The sequence below is a fragment of the Collinsella ihumii genome (assembly GCF_030385545.1).
Lineage (GTDB): Bacteria > Actinomycetota > Coriobacteriia > Coriobacteriales > Coriobacteriaceae > Collinsella > Collinsella ihumii.
Map to the genome: position 1 here is coordinate 51129 of NZ_JAUEIQ010000005.1, position 21122 is coordinate 72250.

Below are 21122 nucleotides of genomic sequence, written 5' to 3' on the forward strand. Positions count from 1 at the left end.
CATGCTCGGAAATTTTTTCAAAAAAGTTGTTGACGCGCGAACCCCAAGCGCGCTAATATTCTTTTCGCGCGATGGACCTGTAGCTCAGTTGGTTAGAGCGTCCGGCTGATAACCGGGAGGTCACAAGTTCGAATCTTGTCAGGTCCACCACTTTCTTTCGCAATAAACACCCCAGCGAGAGCCGAGTCGCCGCTGGGGTGTTTATTACTTAAGTGGGGGTTTAGCTCAGCTGGGAGAGCGCGGGCTTTGCAAGCCTGAGGTCAGGGGTTCGATCCCCCTAACCTCCACCATGATTCTGTCGACCTCGCCACGGCGAGGTTTTTTCATAACCGGGGACCGTGTGTGGGGATCGAACCCCGTTCGGGATCGGATCCCGAGTACACGCGCGAGCGTTTGCCGGGAGCCGTCGCAAGGCGCGCAAGCGCCGCAACGCTGAGCGATTGCGCAGTAATCGCGGATTCCCCTAACCTCCCCCATGATTCTGTCGACCTCGCCACGGCGAGGTTTTTTTCATATCTGAGGGCCTCGTGGCGCGTGCACTCCCAAAGGCGACTGGCGATACTAGACTGGTCTACAGAAAAATGGGGCTCTGAGATCGCGTCTAGAGCCCCTAAAATGACCTACTGGCTGTCCATGTCCGAACCAGGGCCTAATAGGCCCTTAAATCCCGTTAGACGCTCCCATACTCCAGCGCTTGCCATCAAAACAACCTGATCGTGCGCTCTGCGGGTTTCGGTCTGGGCCTCCTTGGCCGCATCTTGGGCATTATCGAGGGCGCAGGTCAGCTCTTTGATCTGGTTGTCTTTGATGGCGAGCTGGGCGTTAAGGTTGTCTATCTGGGCCTTAAGGTCGTCGATGCGCTCACGGTACACCGATACGATGGCCTCCACATCGATATGCGGCTGATTTGAGGACTCGGTCTCCCCCTCCCCCGCCGCTTGCTTCGCCTCGACGTTCTTGGTCAGAAAGTCTGCCAGCATGGAAGCACCTTCGGCATCGATGATCAGTGCCCCTCGCGCTCCGTCGGGGTTGGCGTGACCTGACTCTCTGAGCCCGAGCTCCTTCACGGCGCGCATGACGGTTGATTTTCCACGGCCCGTGGCTTCCGCAATCTCTTTAATGGTTGGCACGATTCGTTCCTAACTACTCCCCTATTCAAACATGACTGAGTCATGCCGTCATCAATGCATCGATTCATTATAGCGTGAGATTCGATAGAGAATCGAATTCCCCGACTTGGGTGAAGCGATGTGAATCGATCCAACCATCGGTCGCACATTCGATTCATCAAGTGAGTCGTACATTGCGCCGCGGTCCGCTCCACGTTGTTTGGTCCGGGCTGATATCTGCGTTAGGGGAGCGCACCTTACATCGTTTCGCCAGATCGCCCCGAAGACTGAGTTGCTCTGCCCCTTGCCTACTTCGCCTGGATCGGAGGAATGGGCTGGGCGAGCGATCGGGTACGTTTACGATCGGTCCAAGACGCACTGACGGTGAATCGTTGGTTCGATTGGAGAAATAACAAACCATAAGCATATGGATAGCATCGGCATGAATCTGGTTAGACAGGTCACAAGCAGTTTCATTTGAAGACGCAGAGAGAATCGGACGGCGGAGCATAGAGCCGGTGTGATTCATCAGACAAGCAAGATCGCTCCGAACGGGTCGAAGCGATGCGATGCCTGATTGGCTGACAGCCGGAATATCGGATAACCTGATTCGGTTGACGACCGAATAACGCATCTGCCGCATGATGTGTTGCCGGTTCGGTCATTGTGGTCGTATCGCATTAGTGCGCATGGCGGTTGCTCAGACGAGGTATTCGGTCAAACGCGTCAAACTGCTATCGCGAATCGTTGCATGGACTCATAGGGAGGGGATGCAGATTCAGTCATATGAGTGAATCGCATTGAGGAGGTCGCGATGGGTCAATACAGACGATGGGGATTCCAACTCCAATGGGTCATTTGGGGACGGGCTCGTTCCAACCCATCGGCAGCGCAAGCCGCCGATGGGTTGGAACGAGCCCGTCCCCAAATGACCCATTGGAGTGTCAGGCTTTCACGAAAGAAATAGGTCAGCGTTTCCTTAGGGCATCAAGATGTTGTCGATTGCGGGTCGCATGGAATCGAGCCAGATGGGTTACGATGTATAGATCGATTCAATGGTTGAGTCAGAGAATCGATTGATTTGGCATAGGTGAATGAGTTGTGTTATCGACTCAATAAAGAAATAACCGATATGTCTGCTGTTAAAGGCGATGGAAGCAGATTAAAAAAAGAGAATTCACCGCGCGAGCAAATGCTTCACAAGGTCTTGCAAAAGAAGAAGTGGTTCGATGGGAATCGATCGATGGTTCTCACTCTGGAGCGGATACGGTGTGGTGTAGCCGTGGGTCGATATTCAACGTCGGAGCCACCTGTCCGATATGGCGCAGACAGCTGTAGGGGAGACGGGGAGAAGGTATTGCGCCCACCGGACAAATCGGCCGTCGAACGGTATAAAGTCAAAAACTTTACCTAGATGGGGTACGATTCGAGTGGGTCCGTGCATAAGCCAGCCCCCTCGGTACCCGAGGTCATTAAACCGTTTACATGGCAAGGAAAGGTATAGGCTATGGCAGACGTACATGAGCTTCTCGACACATGGATCGCCAACGTCAAGGATGAAGAGCTGCTGGCTGAGCTGAAGCAGATGAAAGAGTCCGGCGACGAGAATGCGATTACCGATGCGTTTTTCCAGGACCTGGCGTTTGGTACCGCCGGTCTGCGCGGCACGCTGGGTGCCGGCACGAACCGCATGAACATCTATACGGTCGGTCGCGCCACGCAAGGCTTTGCCGACTACCTTGTCAAGAATTTCGAGAACCCGACGGTTGCCATCGCTCGCGACAGCCGTAATAACGGCGAGCTGTTCGTGAAGACCACGGCGGCCATTCTCGCCGCCAACGGCGTGACCGCCTACGTATATCCGCGCATCTCGCCGGTCCCCACGCTGTCCTGGGCCACGCGCTATCTTGAGTGCTCGGGTGGCATCTGCATGACCGCGAGCCACAATCCCGCCCCGTATAACGGCTACAAGGCCTACGGTCCCGACGGATGTCAGATCACGTCGGAGGCTGCCGATGCCATTTCCGCAGCCATGGAGGCCACCAATCCGTTCACCGACGTCAAGACCATGGACTTTGACGAGGCGGTCGAAAAGGGGCTCGTGAAGTGGATCGATGATTCGGTGCTCGATGCCTACTACGACGCCGTGGTGGACAAGTCCGTCTGCAACCTGACCGAGGAGCAGTCCAAGAACACCCCGCTCAAGCTCGTGTACACCCCGCTGAACGGCACCGGCCTGATCCCCGTGACCACGGTCCTCAACAAGGTCGGTATCACCGATATCACCGTCGTGCCCGAGCAGAAGGATCCCGACGGCAACTTCCCGACCTGCCCGTATCCCAACCCCGAGATCCGCGAGGCCATGCAGAAGGGCATCGATCTGTGCCGCGAGGTTCAGCCCGACCTGCTGCTTGCCACCGACCCCGATGCCGATCGCGTCGGCGTCGCTTGCGCGGATGGCGACGACTATACGCTGCTGACTGGCAACGAGATGGGCGTCTTGCTGCTCGACTACATCTGCAAGATGCGTGCCGCGCGCGGTGAGGACCTCAAGGACAAGGTGGCGGTGACCACCATCGTGTCCTCTGCTATGGTCGACGCGCTGGCCGAGGAGTACGGCTTTGAGCTGCGCCGCTGCCTCACCGGCTTCAAGTACATCGGCGACATCATCACCGGCCTGTCCGACGCGGGCCAGGTCGATCGCTTCATCTTCGGCTTCGAGGAGAGCTACGGCTACCTGTCGGGCGATCACGTGCGCGACAAGGACGCGGTCAACGCCTCCATGCTCATCTGCCAGATGGCCCAGTACTACAAGCTGCAGGGCAAGAACCTGGTTCAGGCAATGCGCGATCTGTACGAGAAGTACGGCTACTACCACAACAAGACGATCTCTTTGAGCTATCCGGGTGCCGACGGTGCGGCCAAGATGGCCGGCATCATGGCCGAGCTGCGCGAGAATCCTCCTGCGGAGATTGCGGGCTCCAAGGTCGAGGGCGTTGTCGATTACAAGGAGGGCGTGAACGGCCTGCCGAGCGCGAATGTCATCGAGTTCGATCTCGAGGGCGGGGACAAGGCCATCGTTCGTCCTTCCGGCACCGAGCCCAAGATCAAGCTCTACATCTTCGCCAAGGCTGCCGACGCCGCGGCTGCCGACGCACAGATCGATGCCATCGAGGCGGCCGGTCGCGAGCTGCTTTCCTAATAGGTTGTCATCATATGCCGATAAAAGCGGGGCGCTATCAGCGTCCCGCTTTTTGTATCGAGGTCAGAAGCGATGGTTGGGAGTATGGAGGTAGGGGAGGGGACTACATCGTGCCCGAGATGCGTCGCGCTCGCTCGATGCAGCGCGTCACACGCTCGCAGAGCATGTCGATGTCCTCAGCCCGGATATCATCGGCGAGCGACAGGCGAAGTGACCCGTGGGACCACCGACGGTCTGTTATCCCAATCGCGCTTATGACGTGGGATGGTTCGGTTGAGCCCGTTGAGCATGCGGAGCCCGTCGCTGCCGCAACGCCGGAACGGTCCAGCAGGACAACGAGCAGCTCGCCGTCCACGTCGTGAATGGCGAACGACGCGATGGAGGGCAGGCGCCTGACCGGATCTCCCGTGTAGTAGATGTCAGGGACGGCGTCCTGGAGCTTGGAGACCAACCGGTCGCGCAAAGAGGTGATTCGACCCATGCGCTCGACAAGTCTGTCGCGGCACTCCTCGAGCGCTGCTGCCATGCCGACGATGCCGGCCAGGTTTTCGGTGCCCGACCGCTCGCCGCGCTCCTGGCCCCCGCCTTCAATGAGTGCCGGAATGGAGAAGCCATCCTTGAGGTAGAGAGCCCCGACGCCGCGCGGACCATGGAATTTATGAGCCGAGAGCGAGAGCGCGTCAATTCCGAGCTCGTGCACATCGACGGGGATGTGGCCTACGGCTTGAACGGCATCGGTGTGAAAGGGGATGCCGTATTCATGGGCGATGCGCGCCAACTCGGGGATATCCTCGATGGTTCCGATCTCGTTGTTCGCGAGCATGATCGAAACAAGAGCACATCCCGGAGCCTCGCAGCCCGCCCGCCGCGCTTCTGTCCGCGCCGCTTCAAGGGCGATTCTCAAATCGTCAGGGCGCACATGTCCCTGTCTGTCGACGGGTAGCACGGTTGTGCGCGCACCGAAGCGCTCCATCGCGCGACATGCATGCAAAACGGCATGATGTTCGATTGAGCTGGTAATGAGGCACGCGGGCGCCTCGGCCCCATATCGGTCTCGATATCTGAGAGTCGCGCCCTGAATGGCCCACATATCGGATTCGGATCCGCCGCTCGTGAAATAGATTTCTTCTGCCGCGGCTCCAAGTTGCCGCGCGATGCGCGCCCGGGCCTCGCCGAGGGCGCAAGCCGCTTCCTTGGCAACGCGATGTATCCCGCCGGGGTTGCCGAAGCTCGTGGTCAGATAGGGCATCATCTCGTCAAGGGCCCGCTTGGACAAGGGCGTCGTCGCGGCGTTGTCAGCGTAGATATAGGGGAGTTGTCCGCCTGTCGTCTCTGTCATATCGACCCGCTATCGAAGGAAGAAGAACCACACAACGGCGAGGATCGCGGCGAGCAGCGCGATGATGCCGATGATGAGGTGCGCGCGGCGCTGCTTGCGCTCACGTCGCGAGGTGAAGATGGATTTTCCCGGCTTCGGCGTCTCGAGGTAGCGCTCGTAGTGAAGTTTGCGGGGACCCTTGGGGCCGGTCTTCTCCTTAAGCTGACGGTGGAGTGCCGAGCCCGACCGCGCCGCTCCGTGCGTTGCGGGCAGATAGTCGGCATCGTTGCTGGCTGTTCCCATGTGCACCCTGCGCGAACGCGCCTCCTCAAGCGTTTGGTAGCGTTGGCGCGTGACGTATTCGGGCTCTACGTCGTCGATCGGCTCCTGCGTGATATGGCGCACCGCGCGATGGAAAACGGGCTGCGGGGCCTCGGCACCAGCATGATCGTTCTGATGCGATGGGATGGGAATATTGCCCGTGTGTTCGTCCATGGTGAGCCTTCAAACCGTTGGTGATGCTGTCCATATTGTACGGGTGAGCTGCGGCCGCGGTTCCACATTTAAGAATATCCTCAGATGCGCAACACGGTTCCTTTGCTAAATCTTAGTCAGTATGACTTAGATTTGATGATACTGTGACGCTTAAAAAATCTGTGTTGGCATGAATAGCTTGCCGGGTCACGGGAATAAACAAGAGCGACAAAAGAAGTCCTCGCCCCAAAGAGGGGTGCGGCTCATCACTAAGGAGTGATTGATATGGCAAGCATGGTTCCTTATCGTTCGGTTTTCGGTCTTCGTCCTACGACTTCGCTGTTCGATGCGTTCGATGACATGATGGATCTCGCCTCCACGCCGCTGGCGAGCAAGGCGTTCCCCATCGACGTCGAGGATACGGGCGACGGTTATGAGGTCAAGGCGTATCTGACGGGCGTCAACAAGGACGATATCGACGTCGAGCTCAACGAGGGTCGTCTTTCCATCTCCGTGAAGGTTGAGGATAAGGAAGAGGACAAGGGCAAGAACTACCTGCAGAAGGAGTTCACGTCCTACAGCGCGACGCGCGGCGTGTATCTGAAGGACGCCGCATGCGAGGGCCTGTCCGCCCGCTATGCAGATGGCATCCTGACCGTGACTGTCCCCAAGATCGTCGAGAAGAGCAACGTCACCAAGATTGCCATCGACTAGCGCAGCAAGCATCTGGCTGCACGCGCCCGCACATTTGACTCGGCAAAGGCTCGGAGCTTTACGGCTCCGAGCCTTTTTGCGGTCGATGCATCGTAAAACGGATCGTCAAAGGATCGAGATGGGTCTATTCTGGCCTGCAGCGCAGATGTGCAGGTCGGAATGGTCGCTGTCGCGCGTCAGCGTCGCCGAAGATCCCAGATCGTTGTCGAGGTCGGCGCCCAGCGCCTCGGCAAACGATCGCACGGCAAGACTCGGGCGGTTGTTCTCCTGCGAGATATGCATGGCGACGAGATGCTCGGTGCGCGCACCGACGAGTTCTGCGGCAGCAGTCGAGGCCTGCTCGTTCGAGAGGTGGCCGGCTGCGGATATAATGCGATCCTGCAGGTACCGCGGATACGAGCCGCAGCGGAGCATGGGCACGTCGTGGTTGCTCTCGAGGGCGAGGATGCGCGTATCCGCCAGCGCGTCGCGCGCCTCGTCGGTGAGCACGCCGGTGTCCGTGGCGTATCCGATCGAGTCCCCAGAGCACTCGAAGCGAAAGCCCACGGGGTTCACCACATCGTGAGACGTGGGGAAGGTCTGAACGCTCACGCCGGCAACGTCAAAGCGCAGCCCCGGGACGAACTCACAGAAGGGGAGGGTGTCGAGATAGGCGCGCGCCTCCGGTGTCCCCACGCTCGCGTAGAGCTCGATATCGAATGCCCGGCACCATACGCTGATGCCGCTGACATGGTCAGTGTGCTCGTGGGTGAGCAGCAGCGCCCGCACGTCGTGTTCGGAAAGACCGAGTTCGTGCATGCGCTTGAGCACCTCGCGGCGTGAAAACCCGTCGTCGATCATGATGAGCCCCTGCGGACCCTCGACAAGGGCGCAGTTGCCCTTGGATCCGCTTCCCAAGATGTGAAGGTGCAGCGCACCGTATCTGCTGCCGTTCGATTCCACGACTTCTCCAATGGCTACAATGTATGCGTTCCAAGGAGGTTTCATGCCCACCGTCGCACAGCACTTTGCCCGGCTTCACCCAACATCGTCTCAGCGCCTGAGCGGGGCCGCACCAGAGCAGGCCTCTCCTGTGGTGCTCATGGTATCAGGCGGCGCGGACTCAACCGCCCTTCTGGTCATGGCCTGCACATCAAAGCTCGATTTGCGCGACGGCCGCGGTCTGGCGCGTATCGCGCGCGAGCGCATCCACGTGCTCCACATCAACCATCACCTGCGGGGTGTCGCCTCCGATGAAGACGAGCGGTTCGTGCGCGACCTGTGCGCGCATTTCGGCGTTCCCGTCTGCGTGGAACACGCATCGTTTTCCGATCTCGGTGGCCAAAATCTCGAGGCGGCCGCTCGCGAGGCGCGCTATGCGGCGGCTCGCCGCTACGTGCGCGAGCTGTGCGCCCAGACGAACACCCCGCGCACGTCCGCGCGCATCGTGACAGCTCATACGGCCTCAGACCGCACCGAGACGTTTTTCATGAACGCCATCAAGGGCTCGGGGCCTGCGGGGTTGTCGAGCATTCCTCGCCGACGCAACATCATCGTTCGCCCTCTGATCGACATGACGCATGGGGAGCTGTGCCGCTATCTCGAGGTCGCGGGCATGACGTGGCGCGAGGACGAGACCAACAAGGACACGTCGTACCTGCGCAACTTCGTGCGGCACCGCGTGGTGCCGCTGGCGTCGGAGCGCAACGCGAATCTCGAGCGGACGATCGGCGCCACGTGCGACATCCTGGGCGAGGAGGACGCGTTCATGTCCCAGCTCGCGGCGCGTTCGCTGCGCGCGTGCGTCCGCCGCGAGCAGGAGGGGCTCATCGTCATCGACGCGGACCGTCTGGCATCGGCCGAGATCGCCATCGCGCGCCGCATGATCCGGCTCGCCTATCGTTTCGTGGCGCCCGAGGAGCGGATCGAGATGCGCCATGTCGAGGCGGTGCTCTCGTGCGTCGCCGCGGGCGCCGGTTCGCTCTCGCTTCCGGGAAGCGTCGATGCGCGCATGGAATTCGGCACGCTCGCCCTGCGCACCGCAGCCGCCCGCGAGAGCATCGTCGCCGGATGGGTGCCGGTTCCGGGCACCATGCCGCTGGCAAGCCAGGCGGTGCTCGAGACGAGTGTCGTCGAGGTGCCCCATGGAGCGGATCCGGTGGCGTTCGCGCGCGAGCTGTCCGAGGCGTCCGACGCATTGCAAGCTGGGAGGACCGTATGCGTGGATGCCGCGGCGCTCGGCTATGCAGAGCGCGACCTGACCCGTCTGCTCGAGGCCTCGCCGGCCCTTCCAGCTGAGGTTTTAAACGCGCGCCTGTGGGTGGATGCCCCTGCCCCCGGTGATATCATGTGTCCGCTGGGCATGCACGGTCGCTCGAAGAAGGTCTCTGACATCCTCGGCGCGGCGCATGTTCCGGTGGCAGAGCGCGCGAGCGTCCCCGTCGTGAGGACATCTCCGGGCGGAGCCATTGTGTGGGTTGGTGGTATTCGCCTTGATGAGCGGTTCAAGTGCACGGCTGCAAGCAAGCTCTTGATAAAATTAGTCATTCGCGCCATCGCTGAGACCGGTGCGCGTATGGATGGGTAGGGTGTATCCAGCGGATACACGCAACAGAAAGGTCTGCCATGGAATCGCTGCATCCCGACGTCGATCGTCTTTTGCTCAGCCAGGAGGAGATCGCTGATATCGTCAAGCGCATGGGCGCGGAGATCACCCGCGATTACCAGGGGAAGGACCTGGTTCTCATTGCGGTTCTGCGCGGCGCCGTGGTCTTCATGGGCGATCTGATGCGCGCTGTCGAGTGCCCGCTCGCCATCGACTTCATGGCGGTGTCGAGCTATGGAGACGGTGCCAAGTCGTCGGGCATCGTGCGCATCGTCAAAGATCTCGATATCGATATCAAGGGGCGCGACGTGCTGATCGTCGAGGACATCCTCGACTCCGGGCTCACGCTGCGCTACCTGATGAAGAACCTGTCGAGCCGTCATCCCGCTTCGCTGGAAGTCGCTGCCTTCCTGCTAAGGGACATCGAGGGCAAGCAGGCTGCTATCGAACCCAAGTACATCGGTGCCCGCTGCCCCGAAGGCTTCCTGGTCGGCTACGGCCTGGACTTTGCCGAGCGGTACCGCAACCTGCCCTATGTGGGCGTACTCAAACCGGAGGTTTATTCGTAGATGACGTTTTGGAACGATACCGTCGAGAACAACGGGGTCGTCGTCATGGCCGATGGCGGCGATGACGACAAGAATCGTCGCGACGACGACGGCCTGTTCGGCTCGCTCGACGATCTCCGCAAAAGCGGGCGCACGCCGGGTGGTAACCACAGGCCCCCCTCGCGCATCGGCTGGCTGTACTTTCTGCTCGCCTGCATGCTGGTTGCGTACCTGTTCATGAACATGGGCGGCTTCTTCAACCGCTCGACGGGCGCGGTGCAGCTCACCACCAGCGATTTTGTAACGGCGGTTAAGGAAGGGCGCGTCGACACGGCCACCTACACGGTCGCTGATGGAAGCGTGTCGGGCGCGTTTTGGCAAGACGCCTCCGACGTCGGTCAGGATTCCGAGCTGGTGCCGTATACCGCCACGTATGTGGGCTCCGATACGCTGAACGAGCTCATGGCCGAATACGGTGGGAAAGACGGCGTCGAGTACGATGTCGACACGTCCGACCCCAATTTCCTGGCGAACCTCATGGTCAACGTGCTGCCCACCATCCTGCTCGTCTTCGTCATGTTCTACTTCATGAGGCAGATGCTCGGCGCCAACAACAAAGCCATGCAGTTCGGCAAGACCAACGCCAAGACCAACGAGTCCACGCGCCCCAAGGTCAAGTTCGGTGATGTCGCCGGTATCGATGAAGCGGTCGAGGAGCTCAAGGAGGTCCGCGACTTCCTGGCCGACCCCGAGCGCTTCCGCAAGCTGGGCGCCAAGATACCGCGCGGCGTGTTGCTGGTTGGCCCTCCGGGTACCGGTAAGACGCTGCTTGCCAAGGCGGTCGCCGGAGAGGCCGGCGTGCCGTTCTTCTCCATTTCCGGATCCGACTTCGTCGAGATGTTTGTCGGCGTAGGAGCCTCGCGCGTGCGCGACCTGTTCAAGGAGGCGAAAAGCCAGGCCCCGTCGATCATCTTCATCGACGAGATCGACGCGGTCGGTCGCCAGCGCGGCGCCGGTTTGGGCGGTGGCCATGATGAGCGCGAGCAGACGCTGAACCAGCTGTTGGTCGAGATGGACGGCTTCGAGGATTCCGAGAGCGTTATCCTGATCGCTGCCACGAACCGCCCCGACATCCTCGATCCCGCCCTGCTGCGTCCCGGCCGCTTCGATCGCCAGATCACCGTCGACCGTCCCGACGTCAAGGGCCGAGAGCAGATCCTGCGCGTGCATGCGGCCAACAAGCCGCTTGCCGATGACGTGCGCTTCGACAAGCTCGCCAAGCTCACCGTCGGATTCACCGGCGCCGACCTGGCGAACCTTCTGAACGAGTCTGCGCTTCTTGCTGCGCGCCGTCACCGCTCGACGATTTCGATGGCCGAGGTCGAGGAGTCGATGGAGCGCGTGATCGCCGGTCCGGAGCGCAAGGCGCGCGTCATGAGCGTGACCGAGCGCACCACGATCGCCTATCACGAGAGCGGCCACGCGTTGGTGGGCCATGTTCTGGAGCACTCCGATCCGGTCCACAAGATCACGATCATCCCGCGCGGCCAGGCGCTTGGCTATACCATGCAGCTTCCGACCGAGGACCACTACCTCAAGACCAAAAACGAGATGCTCGACGAACTCGCGGTCTTCCTGGGCGGTCGCGTGGCCGAAGAGATCATGTGCGAGGACATCACGAGCGGTGCCTCCAACGACCTCGAGCGCGCAACGAAGATGGCGCGCGAGATGGTGACTCGCCTGGGTATGAGCGAGGAGCTCGGTACGCAGGTGTTCGGCGAGGCTCAGCATCAGGTCTTCTTGGGTCGCGACTACGCAGATCACCAGGATTATTCCGAGGAGACGGCTCGTCGCATCGATACCGAGGTCCAGCGTATCATGCGCGAGGCCCACGAGCGCGCCTACAAGATCCTGAACGAGCGCCGCGAGCAGCTTGAGCTTATGAAGCGCGTGCTGCTTGAGCGCGAGACGGTCGAGGGCGACGCCGTGACGGCGCTGCTCGACAACACGTGGGACGAGTATCTGGAGGCCCATGGCGAGGCCGACGAGGAGTCCCACGACGCACGTAAGGCGCGCGTTCCCAAGCAGTCCGACGAGGAGATCGCCGCCGAGGCCGCCGCGTTTGCCCAAAAAGCGCTTGCTTCCGAGCAATCGGACGAAGCGCCGGAGTCGTTGGATCAGACGGATGAATGACGAAGGGCCCCTGCCGGGGCCCTTTTTCTATGGGTCGGCTGCGGGGAGCCACCAGGAGTTTTCTGATGCATGCGGTCCGTTAACACGATTCGACCAGCTCCGATCTCGCCGATCTGACCCCATCATGCGCGTACAATGCAGCTAAACGCAGCCAAGGAGGTAGATATGGTTAACGACACGATGTTTGCACGCGGCGCCGAGAGCTCGGTCATCCGCGAGATCTTCTCGTACGGCCTCGAGCGCAAGGCGCAGATCGGTGCCGACAAGGTGTTCGACTACTCACTCGGCAACCCCAGCGTGCCGGCTCCTGCGGCAGTGCGCGCTTCCATCGAGCGTTCCCTGCAGCTGCCGAGCGATCAGCTCCATGGGTATACGCCCGCTCCCGGCCTTCCGGAGGTTCGTACCGCAGTGGCCGAATCGCTGAACCGCAGGTTCGGGACCTCGTACGGTATGGGCGATGTGTTTATGACCGTCGGCGCCGCAGCCTCGGTGTCCATGACGATCCATGCGCTCACGAACCCTGGTGAAGAGGTCATCGTGATCGCCCCGTATTTTCCCGAATATGCCGTGTGGATTGAAAAGGCAGGGGCGACGTGCGTGGAGGTGCTGGCGGACCAAGGTACGTTCCAGGTGGATGCCCAAGCCGTCGCGGCGGCCATCACGCCGCGCACCGCGGCGGTGATTATCGATTCGCCCAACAATCCGACCGGCGCCGTCTATACGCGGGAGACACTGGACGCGCTCGCTGCCGTGCTGAGCGCCGCGAATGCCGATCGCGATGAGCCGATCTACCTGATTTCCGACGAGCCGTACCGTGAGATCGTCTATGGCGTCGAGGTGCCATGGGTTCCCTCGATATACGAGAACACCGTTGTGTGCTACTCCTATTCAAAGTCCCTGTCGCTTCCCGGCGAGCGCGTGGGCTGGGTGCTCGTGCCCAATACCTGCCCGAACGCCTCTCGTGTCATGCCGGCCATCGCCGGCGCGGCCCGGACTCTCGGATTCGTGTGCGCCCCCGCGCTGTTCCAGCGCGTGGTTGCCGACTGCGTTGACGAACCGTCTGACGTTGCCGCCTATGCTCGCAACCGCGAGGTGCTCACGCAGGCGCTCTCTTCATACGGGTATACCTACGTTGAGCCCGACGGCGCCTTCTACCTATGGGTCAAGGCGCTCGAGGACGATGCGGAGGCGTTCTGCGAGCGTGCGAAGCGCTACGAGCTGCTTCCGGTGCCCTCGAACAGCTTTGGTGTGCCTGGCTGGTTCCGCCTGGGCTATTGCATCGACTACGATGTCATCGTGAACTCGCTTCCCGCCTGGAAGCAGTTGGCAGACGACTATCGTCGTGAGCGGTAAGGAGCTGAGGATGTCATATCACATCGCCTGCGATATCCACACGCATACGATCTTCTCGCGTCATGCCTATTCGACCATCGGGGAGAACGTTGCGGTCTGTCGCGAACGCGGCATGGAGCTGCTCGGCTCGAGCGATCACTTCAGCTCGATGCTCTTTCCCGATCAGCATCTCCGCAACTTCCAGTATTTCCTGAATCAGGGTTGTTGGCCTCGCGTGTGGGATGGCGTGGTGGTCCTGCGCGGCCTCGAGGTCGATATCGTCTCCCTCGATGGGGACCTGTTCGGCCAGGATATCGATGTGCCGAACACTATCGTGGGTCGTCCCTATGCGAGCGATGGCTCGCTGTTCGACCGCGTGACATCGGGCATGGACTATCTGATTGCAAGTGTCCACAACGGCGATTTCACCAAGGGTGCTCCCATCGCCCGCACGACGAATATGTATGTGAAGGCGCTGGAGAATCCGCAGGTCTTCGTGCTGGGGCATACCGGGCGCTCGGGCGTCCCGTTTGACTATGACGAGGTACTGACGGTCGCCAAGGAGAAGAACAAACTGATCGAGATCAACGAGCACAGCCTTGAGATCGACTCGCGCGGTTGGTTCCATAGCGTCTGCTCGCGCATCGCCCAGCGGTGTGCCGAGATGGGCGTAGGGATCATCGTGTCGAGTGATGCCCACCTTGCGCCCGCGATCGGGCAGTTCCAGCATGCCCAGGATATGCTCGAGGGAATCGGGTTCCCGCAGGAACTCATCATGAATCGCGACCGTCGGACATTGCTGGACGCGCTTGAGCGCGCCGGGATCTGCAATCTGTGCGAGCTTGCGGATTTGGCCGATTACGAATAGCATGGCCCCGTTGGGATACCCCGGGGTGAGGAGTCGGCATATGTCCGAGCGGACATTTGAGGAAGACCTGCAGCGCGCGATAGCGTTCCATGGTCACATGTGTGCGGGTCAGATCATCGGAACGCGCATGGCGCGTATCGCGCTCAAGCATTTCGGTATCGAGGATCCGTATTCATATCGCGACCTCGTTGCCTTTGTGGAATGCGACCGGTGCCTTGCGGATGCCGTCATATCGGTTGCCAACTGCCATCTGGGCAGGCGCCGCCTTAAATGGGCTGACTACGGCATCATGGCGGCCACGTTCTACGATCTGGGAAGCGATCGCGCCATCCGCATCGCCGAGCGACCGGATGTCCCGCATGCTCCGCGCGACAAGCAGGAGATGCTCGCGTTCTTTGCGGAGCTTACCGATGATGAGCTGTTTTACGCCCATGAGGTCTCGTTGACGGATTTCGACGAATTCGATCTGCCGGGACGTCCCCGCAGGAAGCAGTACTGCGGGGTATGTGGCGACTTGATTCACGACAATCGCGCCATCGAGCGCGATGGGCATACATATTGCCGTCGCTGTGCCGGCGAGCACGTGTACTACACCCTGGGTGCACCCATTTCCCTTTAAGGGAAGTGGGTCGGTTGGGGACGGGTTCGTTTCAACCCATCGATGGGTTGAAACGAACCCGTCCCCAACCGACCCATCCACAACCTCTCAACAATCGGCGCTTCCTTAGGAAAACGTAAGGCTCTCCCCATGAGCCCGTCATGACTGCTTGGTATGCTAGACGTGAGTTGCCGCTCGGGAGGGAGGGGCTATGCGACACCGGGTGTTTTGCGCGACAGGACGTGCGCTTGCGCGAACGTCGATTGCCGCGATCGTCTTGATCGCGCTCGTGGTCATGGCATGCGTCACCATACTCTACGTTCGCCATCATCAGCAGCAAAGAGATACGGGTGCGGTTGCCGCTCCTCGGGTGGCCCAGGCAGCCGAGTTGCCTCGTGAGGGTTCCTTTTTGCAAACTGTGCGCCTGACCGACCTTCAAGCTCCTGGAACGGGGGAGTTTGGCGTTACGATACCCTGGGACGATGCGTGGTTCTTTTCCGATCCCACACGCTACAACCCCGATCTTGCGTTTGCCTCATCGGTGCTGGCATCGCTGGCGTATGCAGAGTCGGGTTACTACCAGCAGGGATCTGATCAGCCGGCGTATATGGAGCTCGCCCTCGCATCCTTGGGGTTCGAGGACGTTTCCACCGAGTCGTATCGTTATCGCAGCGAAGTGGTTGATGAAGTCTTGTCGCTGGTCACGCAGACAGCGGACTCGGCGGCATATGCCGTCGCATCAAAGCCTATAGCGAGTGCGGATGGCGCATATGATGCAGAGCTGATCTTGGTGTCCGTACGCGGAAGCTATGGGTCAGAATGGCTCAGCAACCTGCAGATTCTGTTTGAGCAGGACGAGCGTGCCCAAGAGGCCGACTGCGCCATTGCAGATGCTGTGGTGCGGTCGTCTGGTGCGGACCGTGCGGCGGGAGCGGAGGAAGACAACCCTGGCTACACCGAAGCGGCGCAAGAGATCTGCGATGAGCTTTCTGGTCGCATCCGCCGCGCACACGGCGGGGGGCGTTCGGTGAAGCTGCTCGTGGTTGGTCACAGCCGTGGCGGCGCGATCGCCAACCTGGTTGGGGCTTGGGCATGTGACAGCTTGTCTACTGCAGTTAGCGATAACGCCATCGTTCCGCTTCACGCGGGCGACGAGGTGTTTACCTACACCTTCGCAACACCGGGGACGACCACCGACGCCGATGCCCGCGGCAGTCGGTACGCGTCGATTTTCAACGTGCTCAACCCGGCCGACATCATGACATATCTTCCCCTGCAGGCATGGGGCTACGAACGCTATGGTGTTGACGCAAGCTTGCCGTCGAGCGAAGATGAATCCTTTGCGGAGCGCTATGAGCAGATGACCTCATCGTTTGCCGATATCGTTGGCTCCTCATGCCCAGTCGACACCGATGCCGACCGGAAGGCGCGCGCCCTCATCGACGACCTTTCAGAGCGCATCGCCTCCATCGAGGAGCTTAAAACACCAGCTGGTGTCGCCCACGCCTTCGCGATACTGGCAGAGCACGTAGACCCAACCACCATGCTGAACGGCCATTACCCCAGCGTCTACATCGCATGGCTAGCGTCGCAGGCGGATCGGTAGCCGTTATTTCTAAGCGCGCTCGAGCGCCGCGACCGTCTCCACATGCTCAGTGTGGGGGAACATGTCAACGGGCGTCAGACGCGTTAGACGATATCCCCCGCGTGCGAGATGCTCGATGTCGCGCACCTGTGTCTGAGGGTTGCAGCTGACGTAGACGATGCGGCGGGGAGCCATCGCGCACGCCGCGTCGAGGCATGCGGGCGTAGAGCCCGCTCGCGGCGGGTCGAAGCACAGCACGTCGACGCGCTCGCCTCGCTCGGCGGCGCGCTTCATATACGAGGTGGCGTCATCGTTGATGAATCGCGCGCACTGCTCAAGGTTGTTCAGCTGCGCGTTGCGCTTTGCATCGGCGATGCCGGCGGCGTTGCGCTCGACGCCGATGACCTGAACGTTGACCCCCGCATCCGATGCTGCCTGCGCGGCGCACAGGCCGATGGTGCCGCTGCCGCAGTAGGCGTCCATCAGAACGTCCCCCTCCTCAAGCCCCATGCCATCGATGGCGAGCTGATAGAGCACCTCCGTCTGCGCGGGGTTCGTCTGATAGAACGCGGTGGGGGAGATGTCGAAGGTGCATCCGAGCAGCTGATCACGCAGGTGGGTGCGTCCGAAAAGGATGCGCGTGTCGTTGCCCAGGATCGCGTTGGTGACGCGAGGGTTGACGTTTTGGGCGATCGTGGTGATGCGCCCGTCGATACGCTGAAGGGCCTCGATGAACGCTCGATAGCGCGGCAGTTGCCGCTGACTCGTCACGAGCGTCAGCATGGCCTCGTCGGTGCGCCATCCCATGCGGAGGACGGCGTAGCGCAGCAGGCCGCGGTGGGTGTCCTCGTTGTAGGCGGGGATGCGGCAGGATTCTGCTGCGTGCGCTACCGCGTTGAGTATATGCCGGGCGTCAGGCGCCTCGACGATGCAGTCCGGAACGTGCACGATGCGATGGGTTCCCCGTGCGAAAAACCCGCAGCGCACCCCTCCGTGCTGGCTGGGTGCAAACGGGGTGACCGCTTTGTAGCGGAATGCACGCGGAGCTGGAAGCGACCCCTCGCCGGCGCAACCGCCCATGCCTCGCACGGGATCGATAGAGACATCCCACTGATGGCGTGCGATGAGCGGGGCGAAGAGCTCCTCGGTGGCCTGCTGCTTGCGGGCAAGCTGCTTGCGATAGGGCATGCCAAGCCAGGTGCAGCCGCCGCACGAACGCATAACCGGGCACGGCCCGTCGGCTGTGACGCGCTTTTGCTTGAGCGGGGCGGAGGGCTTTGGCATGAACGATCCAATCGAGCGCTGGGTGTGGGTCAAAACAGAACCATTGTGCTGCATGGAAGCGATCCGCGCCTGTCTTCAGCAAAATGAACACGTCTTAAGGGGTGCGGGGCGTCGACGAGAGGGGAGTTCAAAACGAAAACGGGGCTTTTGGGTACATATTTTGGGTCTCTCTGAGTAGACCTCCAGATGTATTATATTCAATAGCGTTAAAAATATACAAAAAGATATCTATCAGGCCATCTACTTGCGAACCCCTGAATAATGTACCCAAAAGTCCTTTTTTGTTTGAGCAACATATTTAAATAAATACTAATTATAGAGAAACATTACATCAAGGGTAGTACGCCGGGTTTTCCGGCATACTACCCTTGATTCCAGCGCCATTCGCATCCGGCCCCTGCCCCATGTGTCCGATGTGGCCACTTTACTGCCGTGGCTCCATTCTTTTTCGTATGCTGCCGCATCGAGTGGGTAGGATAACTGCATTCGGAACTCGAGGCGGCCTTTCGCCGATCCACATATCCCAAAGGAGATTCGGTGCTCGAACTCAAAGGCATTACCAAGGACTATCCGGCAGGTGATTCCGTCGTCCATGCGCTGAAGGGCATATCGGTTACCTTCCGTGACCAGGAATTCGTGAGTATCCTCGGTCAGTCCGGCTGCGGCAAGACCACGTTGCTCAACATCATCGGCGGACTCGACCAGTACACCCGCGGCGACCTCGTCATCAACGGACGATCGACCAAAAGCTACCTCGATCGCGACTGGGACACGTATCGAAACCATTCCGTGGGCTTCGTCTTCCAGAGCTACAACCTGATCCCCCATCAGAGCGTCATCGCGAACGTGGAGATGGCGCTGCTGCTCTCGGGTGCACCCAAGGCGGAGCGCCGGCAGCGCGCCGAGGAGGCTTTGGTGCAGGTCGGCTTGGCTGAGCATATGCACAAGCGCCCCAACCAGCTCTCCGGCGGTCAGATGCAGCGTGTCGCCATCGCGCGCGCCATCGTCAACGATCCCGAGATCATCCTGGCAGACGAGCCGACGGGCGCGCTCGATACCGACACCTCCGTCGAGGTCATGGAGATCCTGAAGCGTCTGTCGCGCGATCGCCTGGTCATCATGGTGACCCATAACCCTCAGCTCGCCGAGGAGTATTCGGATCGCATCGTTCGCATTTCAGACGGCGTTCTGATAAGCGATTCCAATCCCGTCGACTCCCAGGTCGAGTACCTCACCGAAGAACAGATCCAAGAGCACGCCGTCGCCGATGCGCGCAAGGGCAAGCGGGGCATGAGCTATCTATCGGCCATCATGCTGTCGTTCAACAACCTCATGACCAAGAAGGGGCGCACGTTTCTCACGGCGTTCGCGGGGTCGATCGGCATCATCGGCATCGCGCTGATTCTGTCGCTGTCGGATGGAGCGCAGAACTATATCGCCGAGACCGAGGAATCGACGATGGGCGACTACCCGCTCACGATCCAGGAGACCTCGATCGACATCGCGAGCATGATGACGTCCATGATGGGGACCGCCGGAGAGGCGGCATCCGAGAACACATCGGGCGAGGTCGAGTCGAAAGACCTGGTGACCGATATGGTGACCAGCGTCGCCGACGGTGCCAACGAGAACGACATGGAGGCCATCAAGAAGTGGCTCGACTCCAACCCCGGTGACATCAACGATTACGTGACCGCGATAGAGTACAGCTACGACACGCCGCTCAACGTCTACAAGTCCGATACGTCGGATGGCCCGGTGCAGGTCAACCCCGCGACCGTGATGGACTCGCTCGGCTTCTCGACTTCCGGCTCGACACAGACCGAGATGATGAGCTCCATGTCGGGGACGAGCGGTTCGAGCTATGACGTATGGACGGCGCTGCTCCCCAACCGCGAGCTGTGGGATCGCGACTACGACATCGTTGCCGGCCGCATGCCCGAGAGCTGGAACGAGGTCGTCATCTACGTCGACCGCAACGACCGCATCTCGGACTACACGCTCTACGCGCTCGGGCTGCTCGATCAGTCCGACCTGCGCGGCATGATGGCCGACGTCATCGCCGGCAAGCGTGTCGAGGAGGTCGAGCAGACGAGCTACACCTATGACGAGCTCATGGATCTCGCGTTCAAGCTCGTGCCCGAGAGCTCCAAGTACGCAGAGCAGGACGACGGCACCTGGCTTGATATGGAGGATGACGACGCCTACATGACCGATGTGGTCAATAGCGCCGAAGAGGTGCGCGTCGTGGGCATCGTGCGTCCTTCGGAGGACAACGATTCGGGTAGCAACTGGGGCGCCGTCCTGTATACACCTGAGCTTATGGAGCACATGGTCGGCCTCGTTAACGACAGCGCCGTCGTGGAGGCCCAGCAGGGCAATCCCTCGACGGATATCTTCACCGGTATGCCCTTCCAGGATTCCTCGACCGACGAGCTCACCATGGAGGGCATCGAGGCCCTGATCTCCCAGATGCCCGCCGAGCAGGGTGCCCAGCTGCAGGCCTACGTCGACCAGCTGAGGAGTGAGGGCCTATCGGACGAGGAGATCGCCTCCGCCTTCTCGCGCCAGATGTCCCAGCAGACCGACAACGCGACCTATGACGGCAATCTGGAGAAGCTCGGCGTCGCGGACCTGGACGATCCGTACTCCATCAACATCTACCCCAACGACTTTGAGGCCAAAGAGTACGTCGACAACCTCATCGCCGAGTACAACGACGACATCGCCGCATCGGGCGAGGGGACCGAGATCCAGTACACCGATATCGTGGGGACGCTGATGTCGAGCGTGACCGATATCGTGAACGCCATCACCTACATTCTCATCGCGTTCGTGGCGATCTCGCTGGTGGTAAGCTCGATCATGATCGGCATCATCACCTACATCTCCGTGCTTGAGCGCACCAAGGAGATCGGTATCCTGCGCGCTATCGGCGCGAGCAAGCGCGACGTGAGCCGCATCTTCACGGCAGAGACGTTCATCATCGGATTCGTCTCCGGCGTGCTGGGCATCGCGGTCACGGTTCTGCTGGACATCCCCGCCAACATGATCATCGAGCAGGTGGCGGGCGTGGCCGATCTCGCGGCGGTGCCCGTCGGCGCCGGCATCGCGCTGGTGCTCATCTCGGTCGTGCTCTCGCTCGTCGCCGGCGTGGCTCCCAGCCGCATGGCCGCGAAGAAGGACCCGGTCACGGCGCTGCGCACCGAATAGAACCCCATCGCAACGCAAGGGTTTCAGGGCCGCGTGCGGGAGCTGTCCCGTACGCGGCCTTCCCGTATACCTCCTTACGATTCGTTTACCAATATTTACC

General features: G+C 60.7%; 15 protein-coding genes and 2 tRNA genes. 12 read left to right on the forward strand and 5 right to left on the reverse strand.

The features are described from left to right. The first annotated feature begins 73 nt into the window (after positions 1–73). Positions 74–150 (forward strand) — tRNA-Ile (locus tag QVN30_RS06020). A gap of 64 nt (positions 151–214) precedes the next feature. After that, positions 215–290: transfer RNA gene (locus QVN30_RS06025), tRNA-Ala, on the forward strand. 330 nt (positions 291–620) lie between these two features. Here QVN30_RS06025 and QVN30_RS06030 read toward each other — a convergent pair. Further along, positions 621–1130 (reverse strand): hypothetical protein, encoded by a 510-nt coding sequence (locus QVN30_RS06030; RefSeq protein WP_066830758.1) that lies wholly within the window; start codon positions 1128–1130, stop codon positions 621–623. A 1486-nt stretch (positions 1131–2616) separates the two neighbouring features. On the opposite strand from QVN30_RS06030, the gene QVN30_RS06035 reads away from it, so the two are divergent. Then, positions 2617–4311 carry a phospho-sugar mutase gene (locus QVN30_RS06035; protein ID WP_204570921.1) on the forward strand — a complete coding sequence of 565 codons (1695 nt, stop codon included), beginning with the start codon at positions 2617–2619 and terminating at the stop codon, positions 4309–4311. A 103-nt stretch (positions 4312–4414) separates the two neighbouring features. Here the strand turns inward: QVN30_RS06035 and QVN30_RS06040 are convergent, their stop codons facing one another. Together QVN30_RS06040 and QVN30_RS06045 are read right to left on the reverse strand one after the other, a co-directional pair. Continuing rightward, entirely contained in the window at positions 4415–5650 is a 1236-nt protein-coding gene (locus tag QVN30_RS06040; protein ID WP_289835788.1) for a cysteine desulfurase family protein, read from the reverse strand. Between the two features lie 9 nt (positions 5651–5659). After that, entirely contained in the window at positions 5660–6124 is a 465-nt protein-coding gene (locus tag QVN30_RS06045) for a hypothetical protein (protein ID WP_289835789.1), read from the reverse strand. 264 nt (positions 6125–6388) lie between these two features. Here QVN30_RS06045 and QVN30_RS06050 point away from each other — a divergent pair, with 264 nt between their 5' ends. Further along, entirely contained in the window at positions 6389–6817 is a 429-nt protein-coding gene (locus QVN30_RS06050) for an Hsp20/alpha crystallin family protein (RefSeq protein ID WP_087200864.1), read from the forward strand. Between the two features lie 105 nt (positions 6818–6922). On the opposite strand, the gene QVN30_RS06055 is transcribed toward QVN30_RS06050, so the two are convergent. Next, entirely contained in the window at positions 6923–7759 is an 837-nt protein-coding gene (locus QVN30_RS06055) for an MBL fold metallo-hydrolase (protein ID WP_289835790.1), read from the reverse strand. Between the two features lie 43 nt (positions 7760–7802). Here QVN30_RS06055 and tilS point away from each other — a divergent pair, with 43 nt between their 5' ends. The 7 genes from tilS to QVN30_RS06090 all read left to right on the forward strand — a co-directional run bounded on the left by tilS (position 7803) and on the right by QVN30_RS06090 (position 16546). Beyond that, positions 7803–9383 carry a tRNA lysidine(34) synthetase TilS gene (gene tilS, locus QVN30_RS06060; protein ID WP_289835791.1) on the forward strand — a complete coding sequence of 527 codons (1581 nt, stop codon included), beginning with the start codon at positions 7803–7805 and terminating at the stop codon, positions 9381–9383. Between the two features lie 38 nt (positions 9384–9421). Continuing rightward, entirely contained in the window at positions 9422–9970 is a 549-nt protein-coding gene (gene hpt, locus QVN30_RS06065) for a hypoxanthine phosphoribosyltransferase (protein ID WP_066831032.1), read from the forward strand. Continuing rightward, positions 9971–12142: an ATP-dependent zinc metalloprotease FtsH gene (gene ftsH / locus QVN30_RS06070; RefSeq protein ID WP_289835792.1), complete on the forward strand. Its 2172-nt coding sequence runs from the start codon at positions 9971–9973 to the stop codon at positions 12140–12142. A gap of 165 nt (positions 12143–12307) precedes the next feature. Beyond that, complete coding sequence (locus QVN30_RS06075; protein WP_087200858.1) at positions 12308–13495, forward strand: pyridoxal phosphate-dependent aminotransferase; 1188 nt, start codon at positions 12308–12310, stop codon at positions 13493–13495. Between the two features lie 10 nt (positions 13496–13505). Beyond that, on the forward strand, positions 13506–14342 hold the full coding sequence (locus tag QVN30_RS06080; RefSeq protein ID WP_066831036.1) for a phosphatase: 837 nt from the start codon (positions 13506–13508) through the stop codon (positions 14340–14342). A 40-nt stretch (positions 14343–14382) separates the two neighbouring features. After that, positions 14383–14961 carry an FmdE family protein gene (locus tag QVN30_RS06085; RefSeq protein ID WP_289835793.1) on the forward strand — a complete coding sequence of 193 codons (579 nt, stop codon included), beginning with the start codon at positions 14383–14385 and terminating at the stop codon, positions 14959–14961. Between the two features lie 190 nt (positions 14962–15151). After that, positions 15152–16546, forward strand: coding sequence for a lipase family protein (locus QVN30_RS06090; protein WP_289835794.1), 1395 nt, complete (start codon positions 15152–15154; stop codon positions 16544–16546). A 9-nt stretch (positions 16547–16555) separates the two neighbouring features. On the opposite strand, the gene rlmD is transcribed toward QVN30_RS06090, so the two are convergent. Beyond that, the gene (gene rlmD, locus QVN30_RS06095) at positions 16556–17809 is read right to left on the reverse strand and encodes a 23S rRNA (uracil(1939)-C(5))-methyltransferase RlmD (RefSeq protein WP_289835795.1); all 1254 of its coding nucleotides are present in this window, start codon (positions 17807–17809) and stop codon (positions 16556–16558) included. Between the two features lie 537 nt (positions 17810–18346). Between rlmD and QVN30_RS06100 the strand changes: the two genes are divergently transcribed. Then, the gene (locus QVN30_RS06100; protein ID WP_289835796.1) at positions 18347–21022 is read left to right on the forward strand and encodes an ABC transporter ATP-binding protein/permease; all 2676 of its coding nucleotides are present in this window, start codon (positions 18347–18349) and stop codon (positions 21020–21022) included. The last annotated feature ends 100 nt before the right edge of the window (positions 21023–21122 follow it).